This window comes from Planktothrix tepida PCC 9214 (genome assembly GCF_900009145.1).
In the GTDB taxonomy this organism is placed as follows: domain Bacteria; phylum Cyanobacteriota; class Cyanobacteriia; order Cyanobacteriales; family Microcoleaceae; genus Planktothrix; species Planktothrix tepida.
In genome coordinates, this window is sequence record NZ_LN889820.1 from 1 (window position 1) to 11679 (window position 11679).

The window sequence follows — 11679 nt, forward strand, 5'->3', positions numbered from 1 at the left end:
AGTCAGCCGATAATGGAGTCACCTGGACTAATATTAGTGGCGCGACTAATAATACTTTTGCCTTATCTCAAACGAAAGTAGGGAAAAAGGTACAGGTCAAAGTTAGTTATACAGACCTATTAGGAACAGCAGAAACGGTTAATAGTTCACCTACAACTACCGTTACTAATGTTAACGACTTACCCACAGGTAATGTTAGTATTACAGGGACAGCAAAACAAAATCAAACCTTAACGGCANAACTAATAATACTTTTGCCTTATCTCAGACGCAAGTGGGGAAAACGGTACAAGTAAAAGTTAGTTATACTGACCTATTAGGNGCCAGTATAACCGGGTGTGGGAGTAAATACAACTTCTCCAGTATCAGGATTTAAGTTAACTGTACCGTTATTAGGATTATTAACAGATGCAATAGTTAAATTATCTCCATTGGGGTCGGTATCATTATTTAAAGGATTTAAGGTAACAGGAATATCTTGTTGAGTGGTAGCCGTATCATCAACAAGAATAGGGGGTTGGTTGGGTAGTGCTTCAACCGTAATATTAGCCGTTGCGGTACTTGTTCCCCCGTTTCCATCATTGACAGTATATTCAAAACTTGCAGGCCCAATATAACCGGGTGTAGGCGTAAAGACAACTTCTCCAGTATCAGGATTTAAGTTAACTGTACCGTTATTAGGATTATTAACGNCGCCACCAATACCTTAGCAGATGTTGATGGTTTAGGAACGTTTAATTATCAATGGCAACAGTCAGCCGATAATGGAGTCACCTGGACTAATATTAATGGAGCGACTAATAATACGTTCACCTTATCTCAAACCCAAGTGGGGAAAACGGTACAAGTAAAAGTTAGTTATACTGACCTATTAGGGACAGCAGAAACTGTTAATAGTTCACCCACAGCTACCGTTACTAATGTTAACGACTTACCCACAGGCAATGTTAGTATTACAGGGACAGCAAAACAAAACCAAACTTTAACTGCAACGAATACCTTAGCAGATGTTGATGGTTTAGGAACATTAAATTATCAATGGCAACAGTCAGCCGATAATGGAGTCACCTGGACTAATATTAGTGGAGCAACTAATAATACTTTTGCCTTATCTCAAAACCAAGTGGGGAAAAAGGTGCAGGTAAAAGTGAGTTATACTGATCAACTAGGAACACAAGAAACGGTTAATAGTACACCCACAGCTACCGTTACTAATGTCACTGCCGTTAACCATGCTCCCGTATTAGATAATACCAACTTCACCTATAGCCTCACCCCTATTAACGAAGATGACAGCAACTCCAGTGGGGATACTGTCGGGAATCTTATTCCTCCACCTTTAGGTATCAAAGAAAACACTAACGTCTCCCTCTCCGGTGTTTACTTTAGTTCGGTCACCACCGCCGACTTCAACAAAGATGGGTACACCGACATCCTGCTCACGGGCTGGGATAGTTCAGGAAACCGCATCAGCCAAATCTATAGCAACAACGGCAGTGGCGGTTTTANTTTTGTCCGGGGAGGCAACCTCACCATCCAAAGTTCCATCTTCAAAAATAATTCAGCCACTGGTGGAAAGGGAAATAGCAAACGTGTCACCTCCGATGATGGAAAAGGGCTGGGGGGTGCGATTTTTGCTCTCACCCAAGAAACGATAGATACTCAGAAGAAGATTAATTACGAGGGTTTACCAGACTCACCCCCAACCGTCACCATGAGCAGTGATACCACCTTTGAAAATAACCTAACGGTTGATGACACCACCAAAACTCAAGCTGCCTCTGGAGTTAAACTCAACACCAACGCCGGATATGGCAATATCAAAGTTCAAGATGGCCCCATTGCTGGTGCTACCCTGTTCTTTGATGGCAACCTCAACGACACCCAAGACAGCGACGAACCCAGTACCACCACCGACAGTGCTGGCAACTTTACCCTCGACATTCCCGATAGTTTCGACCTCAACAGCGACGGGTTTATTGATGCGGGTGAAGGAGAGTATGTCGCCATCGGCGGTACAGATGCCATTACCGGACAAGCCTTTACGGGTACATTGCGGGCAGTTCCCGATTCTACGGTAGTTACCCCTCTAACCACCCTAATTTCTACCCTCGTCGATACAGGACTCACCCCAGACGNGGTTGGTTGGGTGGCGTATTAATATTAACCGTAAGGCTACCTGTAGCCGTTAAAGCGCCTCCTGTACCTTGGCTTCCTGTATTGCCATCATTGAAGCTATAGTTAATCGTAACTGTTTCCGAAGTATCACCACTATTAGAATAGGCAATTTGTTGTAAAACCGTATCTACTTGAGTTGCTGTCGCATTCGTGAAGGTGAGGGAAAGTTGACCCCCACTATTGTTGGTGACAGTGCCAATGATAGCGCCATTAACTGTTAGATTTCCCCCAGGAGTAAGGGCTCCTAATGTGCCACTTCCGCTAAAAACATCATTTGGATTAGCTGCACCATCACGACTTAAAGTTAGAGTAGAGCCAGCATAATTGTTAATAGCATCTAATTCTACATCATTGATAATGGCATTGTTATCGAGAACAACCGGGTTTTCTCCTAAGATATAACTGGGGTTATTGTTGAGGTCATTAATTTCCGGCGCGTCATTAACAGGAGTAACATTAACGGTGAGGGTATAATTACCACTAAAATCCGTTCCGTCTCCGACTTGAAAGCTAAAGTTCGCGTAATTGTCACCATTGGCATTAAGCGGTGAACTAAAATTTAATTGACCAATTTCTGCAATCGAAATAATTTGATTAATAGTAACAGCTTGACTACCAAAGTTAAGTGTTCCTTGGGTGGGGAGACTGGTAATTTTGACCTGTTGTAACGTATCCCCAGTATTGAGGTCAGTAAAGGGGAAATTGGCAGCAACAAAACTATAAGGAGTATCTTCTAAAGTAGTGACATTATTGTTACTACTGGTGGGAGCAATATTAAGTGCACTGGCTAATAATCCTCCGGTAATAACATCTAAACCGCCTAATTCTTGATTGGTATTTAAGGGGACATCTGATAATCCGATTAAATCCATATTGGCATTTACATCTGCTGGAAATATGGCATAACCATAGAAAGTTTCCCCAGGATTAATCCCTAAATCGGCAAAGCTAACATAAATACCTCCAATACTTTGTGTTGTACTGGTAAAAGACCAACGCATTTTATCTTGATTTGCATCTTGGCGGGTAATTTGAGGAATAACATCGGGAAGCCCAGAATTTCCCCACTCCCCATCACTAATGTTAATTAACCCCCCGAATTCTGTGGGTTTATTCTGTTCATCAATACCTAAAATTGGAGTGATAATAACGGGATCATTTAAACCAGGTTTTCCTCGTTCAACTAATACAAAACCTATATTCTCATTGGTCGTAGGTGAAATTAAACCTCCGGGTTCTATAAAATCTATTCGTTCAATATTGTTATTGTTGTTATTAGGATTTCCTGTATTCGTAAAAACATTGTCAGTTCCTAAGTTTAAAATAGGAGTTCTCAGAGCAACGTCCATGCTGCTGTTATAGCCTGAATTTATATTAATTGTTGTGCCATTTGCAGCACCATCAAACCACAAAATATCCCTAATTCCTTGAACTTCCGGGTTATCTTTTCGTTGAATTTTCAGAAAATCTAAATTCTTAATGATTTCAAAGGGAACTGTTCCCACATCGGGAAGAACAATATCAAAAGAATTGAATGTATTGTTATTTCCTGCATAGTTCATTGTGTAGATTGTATTGGGGTCGTTAGCACCTGGGGCTTCGTAAGTGGTTACCCCATTTTGCACAAAAGTACCCCTAAAATTAATCGCAGGTTCAGATAAAATTCCCTTGTAATTTGCGATCGCTTTTGCACTCAAACACAATGGCGTTTGAATGGTTCCAGTGGTTTCTTCTAACGTCCAATTTCCTCCTAATTCGGCATTTCCAATTAAATTTTTGGAGGCTGCAACCTGAGTTTGAGTCAGTTTAGCTAAGTGATGAATAAAAGATTTTCCTAAACTCCCCTGAGCAATATTACAGCCATATAATAATAAATCGGTATGTTGGGTAAAAGCAGTTTGCCATTGTTTAATTTGAGGTGCATATTGATTCAGAGTATGGGTATTTAATTCGGTATTTCCTAATTTTACTTCTGCGGGACTTCCGTGAGAAATAATATGGAGAGATTGAATATTTTTGCGATGGCTGAGAACAGAGGTTATTTCTTGAATTCCATCTTTGTTAGGGGAAAAAATAATAACTTCTGCGGTTGGATCAACTTCTTCTAATAAGATGTGATAATCTTCAACACGAGCATCAATAAAAACGATGGCTTTTTGTTGCTTTTGTAATGACATACCCAGATAGTCCTAATTTTAATTAAAAATGAGGTTGAAGTTTATTATGTAGATGCAAATATCCTTATCACCTAAACCTTTTATATAAGTTCTAGGTTTAGGCAAATAATCTCTATGTTCAAGTCAATACACAGCTAAAATCTAGCTGTATAGGTTCTTGAAACCAACTGAATCAACCTCATTGTAGCCAGCAATATATTTTTTGTGCTTATACCTAAGATATAGATTTTAAAAGACTGACCGTGTAGTTATTTTCTATAATTTTGCTAAATATTGTTATTGTGAATTCAAAAAATATTAATAGTAATTTGGGGTAATTTTTAAGATCTCTTCTGCATTTGTCACCACAAAGACACGAAGAAAGCAAGAAGGATGATTCAGAAGATATGATTGTGACAATAACAAGGGTATAGTTTAATCATGTCCTTTGAATATAATATCTCCTTTATCTCTTCCTTCGTGCCTTCGTGTCTTGGTGGTTACTTCTACAGTTAAAAAAACTGACGAAGGTATTGTGGAAAAAACCCGGCTTCTCTGTTTATCAATTTCAAATTAAGCTTGAATTACAAATTGAGTTGCTGTTAAGGCTGGTTTATTCGTTAAGGTAAGGAATTGAGCCCCTGTACCAAAACCTGCGGCTGTACCATTTTGATTATAAAATAATCCTCCGGTTGCAGTGTTATACACAATATCCGCCGCGCTGGTCGCAGCGAGAGCATCGGTGGTCACTTTGGCAAACTCACCAACAACAGAAAACCCAGTTCCCGCAATACTGCTAATACTGGTAAAGGTGGTTTTATCTAATACAATTTGATCACCTTGGGCTATGGTAAAATCGGTAATCGTATCTACACCAACGGCAGAAGTAGCAAAAGCAGCATTGGTATTGTAGATAAATTTATCCGCACCAAGTCCACCTGTAAGGGTATCATTAGCAGCATCTCCACTCAGAGAATCATTGCCATCCCCACCTAATAATTGGTCAGCACCGCTACTACCATTGAGAATATTATTAGCAGTATTTCCGGTAATAATATTAGCTAAAGTATTACCCGTAATAGGCTTGGTATATAATAATTATCACCTATTTAGCTCCTTATTTTTGTTTAAGTCCCAATAGAAGAAGTGAAGCGAGATTTTAGTAAGCATTTTAAAGATTTTAAAATTAAGATCCAATGAAGCCTAAAATTTTATCTTCTATTGAAGAGGATATTTTAAATAATCTCCTAAACCTCCTGTAGAGACCTTGCATACAACGTCTCTACTTGGACGGATGCGTAGCAAACATTTAAACAGGAGTCCCGTTGCTCCCCTATCCAGATTTTCACCGATATAATTTTGGGCCAAAAACCTCATGAAAAAATTTCAGTAATTCTACGGTATTCAACACATAATTAATCGGTTATACTAAAGTTATTAACGTTAAATTGAGACGTTCTCCAAATATACCCAACGGCAATTTCCCCGATTGTACTGTTTAAACCGAGGAAAAATTGTACATCGGGTCAATAGAGATCGTCCTTCCCGTTCATCCCTTCAAATGGGTGCGATCTCCCGGCAACTACTGATTAGAATCCTTTGGCCATTAATTAATCAACTGAATTGAAAACCATGAAAAAACAAATTATTTTCATTGACTCCACTATCGACAACTACCCAAGCCTAATAGAAGGAGCCAACAAAAACGCAGAAATCGTGATTTTAGACCCAGACCCAAGTGGGGTAGAACAGATCACACAAGCACTCAAAGGCTTATCAAAAATTCAAGCCCTACATATCGTTTCTCACGGAAGCCCCGGTCATTTACAACTCGGTTCAGACCTTCTAAATAGGGAAAATTTAGATGGTTTTAGGAAACCACTTCAGCAGTGGGGAAAAGCCCTAACAAAAACCGCCGATATTTTAGTGTATGGATGTGAAGTAGCAGCCGGAAAAATAGGAGAAAAATTCATCCAGCACCTGAATCAAATGATAGGGGCCAACATAGCAGCATCCAGCCAAAAAACTGGCAATGCGACCCTAGGAGGAGACTGGAAATTAGACAAAACCATCGGGTCAATAGAAACCCCCCTAGCTTTTTCAGCAGTAACAATGAAAAGCTATGCTGGAGTATTAGCAATCAAAGACTTCGATGTTAGCTCAATCTTCAGCGATGATGTCATTATTAACTACAATAACGGCACCACAGACCCCAGCCAAAATCCCTTCGGTTCACCGACATACGCCCTAGTCACTCAGTCTTTTGCCACCTTTAAAGCAGGAACCAATGGCAACGGTTTACCCGACAACGGCTTGTTTGCAGCCAACAGCTACCATCCCAACATTCAACTCGGCTACAATAACAGCAATGACGGCAACAATGCCAAAATCCTCACCACCAACAACTCATCCTTTACCTTTAACGTCACGGCTAGTCCCTACCAAAAAATTCACCTGTTTGCCACCGGGACAAATGGTAGCGGGACAATAAATATAAAATTTAACTATAGCGATAGCAGCACCAGCACCAGTACAGCCACAATTGCCGATATTGCCACTTCAATTACCGAGTCAGCTTCTAGTTACTATCTGATTAATGGACTAGACTTAAGTAACGATACAACCGGCTCAAGTTACTGGGATTTTAATGCTGGAAAAATCTTTGGTTTAGGGTTAACACCCGATACAACGAAAATCCTGCAAAGCATCACCATAACCCGAACCAGTGGCACAAATACAAACACTTGGTTGAACTTTTTTGGAGCAACAGGAGAATACAACAACAGCGCCCCCGTCCTAAATGCAGCTAACGTATCTAATTTAACCACAATTAACGAAGACCCGACAACCAATCCAGGGACATTAGTTTCCACCGTCTTAAGCAGTGGTTTCACCGATGCCAACAGCGACCCCAGTGGCATAGCAGTAACAGGGTTGAGCAATACAAGTAACGGAACTTGGCAGTTTTCTAACAATAACGGCAGCAATTGGACAGCATTTGGGGCAGTAACAAACAGTTCAGCGACTCTTTTAAGTAATACAGCTTTAGTTCGATTTGTTCCCAATGCCAACTTTAACGGCAATGTCAGCCTCACTTATCGAGGATGGGATGGCACCAGTGGTAGCAATNCGATGGCTATAACTCCGGTGGTGGTGCGGGGATGGGAGGGGCACTGTTTATTTATCAAGGGAATGTCACGGTTGATGGGGTGAAGTTTCAGGGGAATCAAGCTAGAGGTGGTAATGGCGCAGGGGGCAACCAGCAGTTTGGTGGTGGTATTGGGTTGCAGAAGATAGCAGCTAACAATGGCAGCAACGGCAGCAACGGCCCCGGCGGCTTCAGCGACAACGGCCGCTACGGCGACAACGGCGGCAACGGNTCCGTCACCACAGCCGACTTTGACAAAGATGGGTACACCGACATCCTGCTCACGGGCTACGATAGTTCTGATAACCCCATCAGCCAAATCTATAGCAACAACGGCAGTGGCGGTTTTAGCCTCAACACTAACGTCTCCCTTACCGGTGTTTACCGTAGTTCGGTCACCACAGCCGACTTTGACAAAGATGGGTACACCGACATCCTGCTCACGGGCAAGGATAGTTCTAGTAACCCCATCAGCAAAATCTATAGCAATTTTTTGCCGATATCCGATGTAGACACCAACCCCACCATCACCGAAGCCATCGCGATTACAACTGCCGACAAGAACGGCACCTGGCAATATTCCACCGACAACGGCACAACCTGGACAAACTTCCCCGCCGTCAGCAACAGTAAGGNAGTAAAAGTTAGTTATACTGACCTATTAGGAACAGCAGAAACGGTTAATAGTAGTTCGACTTCTGTGGTTACTAATGTTAACGACGCTCCTACAGGAACAGTTAATATTACAGGAACAGCAACACAAAACCAAATTTTAACCGCCACCAATAACTTAGCAGATGCAGATGGTTTAGGAACATTAAATTATCAATGGCAAGAGTCAGCCGATAATGGAGTCACCTGGACTAATATTAGTGGAGCAACTAATAATACGTTCGCCTTATCTCAAACACAAGTAGGGAAAAAGGTACAAGTAAAAGTTAGTTATACAGACCTATTAGGAACAGCAGAAACCGTTAATAGTAGTCCAACTTCTGTTATTACTAATATTAACGACTTACCCACAGGTAATGTTAGTATTACAGGAACAGCAACACAAAATCAAATTTTAACTGCAACCAATACCTTAGCAGATGCAGATGGTTTAGGCACATTAAATTATCAATGGCAAGAGTCAGCCGATAATGGAGTCACCTGGAGTGATATTAGTGGAGCGACTAATAATACCTTTACCTTATCTCAAACCCAAGTGGGGAAAAAGGTACAGGTCAAAGTTAGTTATACTGACCTATTAGGAACAGCAGAAACGGTTAATAGTAGTCCGACTTCTGTTATTACTAATATTAACGACTTACCCACAGGTAATGTTAGTATTACAGGAACAGCAACACAAAATCAAATTTTAACTNCGTTCATCCCTTCAAATGGGTGCGATCTCCCGGCAACTACTGATCAGAATTCTTGGGCCATTAATTAATCAACTGAATTGAAAACCATGAAAAAACAAATTATTTTCATTGACTCCACTATCGACAACTACCCAAGCCTAATAGAAGGAGCCAACAAAAACGCAGAAATCGTGATTTTAGACCCAGACCCAAGTGGGGTAGAACAGATCACACAAGCACTCAAAGGCTTATCAAAAATTCAAGCCCTACATATCGTTTCTCACGGAAGCCCCGGTCATTTACAACTCGGTTCAGACCTTCTCAATGGAGAAAATATAGACAGTTTTAAGAGTCTACTTCAGCAGTGGGGAAAAGCCCTAACAAAAACCGCCGATATTTTAGTGTATGGATGTGAAGTAGCAGCCGGAAAAATAGGAGANGACATCCTGCTCACGGGCTCCGCTGGTTATAATAACCGCATCAGCAAAATCTATAGCAACAACGGCAGTGGCGGTTTTAGCCTCAACACCAACGTCTCCCTCCCCGGTGTTTACTGTAGTTCGGTCACCACAGCCGACTTTGACAAAGATGGGGACACCGACATCCTGCTCACGGGCTCCGATAGTTCTAATAAACCCATCAGCAAAATCTATAGCAACAACGGCAGTGGCGGTTTTAGCCTCAACACCAACGTCTCCCTCNTTAGGAACTTTTAATTATCAATGGCAAGAGTCAGCCGATAATGGAGTCACCTGGACTAATATTAGTGACGCGACTAATAATACTTTTGCCTTATCTCAAACACAAGTTGGGAAAAAGGTGCAGGTAAAAGTTAGTTATACAGACCTATTAGGAACAGCAGAAACGGTTAATAGTAGTCCAACTGCTGTAGTTACTAATGTTAACGACTTACCCACAGGTAATGTTAGTATTACAGGAACAGCGACACAAAACCAAATTTTAACGGCAACCAATACCTTAGCGGATGCGGATGGTTTAGGAACATTAAATTATCAATGGCAAGAGTCAGACGATAATGGAGTCACCTGGACTGATATTAGTGGAGCGACTAATGATACTTTTGCTTTATCTCAAACCCAAGTGGGGAAAAATATACAGGTAAAAGTTAGTTATACCGATGAACTAGGAACACAAGAAACCGTTAATAGTAGTCCGACTTCTCTGGTTTATGCGCTTTTGAATAATGTTCCTACAGGTAATGTTAGTATTACAGGAACACCCAAACAAAACCAAATTTTAACTGCAACCAATACTTTAGCAGATTTTGATGGTTTGGGAATGTTTAATTATCAATGGCAAGAGTCATCAGATAATGGAGTCACCTGGACTGATATTAGTGAAGCAACTAATAATACTTTTACCTTATCTCAAGCGCAAGTGGGGAAAAATATACAGGTAAAAGTTAGTTATACTGATGGACAAGGAACACAAGAAACGGTTAATAGTAGTCCGACTTCTGTGGTTACTAACGTTAATGACTTACCCACAGGAACAGTTAATATTACAGGGACAGCAACCCAAAACCAAATTTTAACGGCAACCAATACCTTAGCGGATGTTGATGGTTTAGGAACATTAAATTATCAATGGCAAGAGTCAGCAGATAATGGAGTGACTTGGACTAATATTAGTGGAGCGACTAATAATGAGTTCACCTTATCTCAGACACAAGTTGGGAAAAAGGTACAGGTTAAAGTTAGTTATACTGATGGACTAGGAACAGCAGAAACTGTTAATAGTACACCCACAACTACCGTTACTAACGTTAATGACTTACCGACAGGGAATATTAGTATTACAGGAACAGCAACACAAAACCAAATTTTAACGGCAACAAATACCTTAGCGGATGCGGATGGTTTAGGAACTTTTAATTATCAATGGCAAGAGTCAGCCGATAATGGCGCGACTTGGACAAATATTAGTGGGGCAACCAATACTACATTTGCCTTGGGTGCGACTCAAGTTGGCAAGCCCGTGCGGGTGCAGGTGAGTTATACCGATGGCGGGGGAACCTCGGAAACGGTGAATAGTGGCGCTACCAGTGCGGTAAGTACAGGGAACACGCCCATTTCTGTTACTAAAGATTTAGATAACGGTAAGGGAGATACCGAAGGAACTCTGAGTTGGGCAATTAAAACGGCTAACGAGAAGCCCGGAGCCGATACCATCAAACTCAATACCGATGTGCGTCTGAATTTTGGCGACGATGTGATTCGGATGTGGAGTTTGGTTGATAGCGATATGACTGTTGATGGGCAAGGACATACCATCAATGGGGATAACAATAATAATGGTAAAGCGGCTCAAGATGACCGTCCGATTTTCTTTGTCAAATCAGGGAATGTGAGTTTTAAGAACCTGACGCTGAAAAACGCAGTTGCTAAGGGAGGCGATGGTTATGACTCCGGTGGTGGTGCGGGGATGGGAGGGGCACTGTTTATTTATCAAGGGGATGTGAAGGTTGATGGAGTGAAGTTTGAGGGGAATCAAGCTATTGGTGGTAATGGCGAAGGGGGCAATAAGCAGTTTGGTGGTGGTATTGGGTTGCAGAAGATAGCAGCTAACAATGGCGGCGGCGGCGGCTTCGGCGGCAACGGGGGCTGGGGCGGTTTTGGCGGTTTCGGCGGCTGGGGCAGCTGGGGCGGCGGCGGCGGCTGGGGCGGCGGCGGCTGGGGCGGTTTCGGCGGTTTCGGCGGTTTCGGCGGCGGCGGCGGCTTCGGCGGCATGAGCGGCTTCGGCGGCGGCGGCGGCCTCGGCCGCAGCGGCAGCATCGGCGGCTTCGGCGGCGGTGGCGGCCTCGGCTTCGGCAGCGGCGGTGCAGGGATGG

8 protein-coding genes and 1 pseudogene are annotated in these 11679 nt (G+C 42.2%); 5 read left to right on the top strand and 4 right to left on the bottom strand.

Going from position 1 to position 11679, the window contains the following annotated elements; all coding sequences use genetic code 11:
* Window positions 1-316 precede the first annotated feature (316 nt).
* Window positions 317-703 (bottom strand): Ig-like domain-containing protein, encoded by a 387-nt coding sequence (locus tag PL9214_RS33160; protein ID WP_186440502.1) that lies wholly within the window; start codon window positions 701-703, stop codon window positions 317-319.
* Between PL9214_RS33160 and PL9214_RS33450 the strand changes: the two genes are divergently transcribed.
* Window positions 686-2161 carry a DUF8696 domain-containing protein gene (locus PL9214_RS33450; protein WP_500690260.1) on the top strand — a complete coding sequence of 492 codons (1476 nt, stop codon included), beginning with the start codon at window positions 686-688 and terminating at the stop codon, window positions 2159-2161. The two genes, PL9214_RS33160 and PL9214_RS33450, sit on opposite strands and share 18 nt — an antisense overlap.
* Here PL9214_RS33450 and PL9214_RS29180 read toward each other — a convergent pair.
* From PL9214_RS29180 to PL9214_RS33165, 3 genes and pseudogenes are all read right to left on the bottom strand, one after another.
* A complete protein-coding gene (locus PL9214_RS29180) occupies window positions 2127-4355 on the bottom strand; it encodes a DUF4347 domain-containing protein (RefSeq protein WP_072722802.1) in 2229 nt (742 codons plus the stop codon). The genes PL9214_RS33450 and PL9214_RS29180 overlap by 35 nt on opposite strands.
* A gap of 552 nt (window positions 4356-4907) precedes the next feature.
* On the bottom strand, window positions 4908-5084 hold the full coding sequence (locus tag PL9214_RS32565; protein ID WP_245824396.1) for a hypothetical protein: 177 nt from the start codon (window positions 5082-5084) through the stop codon (window positions 4908-4910).
* Between the two features lie 183 nt (window positions 5085-5267).
* Window positions 5268-5414: pseudogene (locus PL9214_RS33165) on the bottom strand (calcium-binding protein); the annotation flags it as partial.
* A 552-nt stretch (window positions 5415-5966) separates the two neighbouring features.
* Here PL9214_RS33165 and PL9214_RS29185 point away from each other — a divergent pair.
* The 4 genes from PL9214_RS29185 to PL9214_RS33455 form a co-directional block, all read left to right on the top strand.
* Window positions 5967-7547: a DUF4347 domain-containing protein gene (locus PL9214_RS29185; protein ID WP_072722803.1), complete on the top strand. Its 1581-nt coding sequence runs from the start codon at window positions 5967-5969 to the stop codon at window positions 7545-7547.
* Window positions 7496-8917, top strand: a complete 1422-nt coding sequence (locus PL9214_RS29190; protein ID WP_072722804.1) for an FG-GAP repeat domain-containing protein — start codon at window positions 7496-7498, stop codon at window positions 8915-8917. Before PL9214_RS29185 ends, PL9214_RS29190 begins: the two co-directional genes overlap by 52 nt.
* A gap of 18 nt (window positions 8918-8935) precedes the next feature.
* The gene (locus PL9214_RS29195; RefSeq protein WP_072722805.1) at window positions 8936-9544 is read left to right on the top strand and encodes a DUF4347 domain-containing protein; all 609 of its coding nucleotides are present in this window, start codon (window positions 8936-8938) and stop codon (window positions 9542-9544) included.
* Window positions 9495-11679, top strand: a 2185-nt coding sequence (locus PL9214_RS33455) for a DUF8696 domain-containing protein (protein ID WP_500690259.1), incomplete at its 3' end; no start/stop codon positions are given. The genes PL9214_RS29195 and PL9214_RS33455, both read left to right, overlap by 50 nt.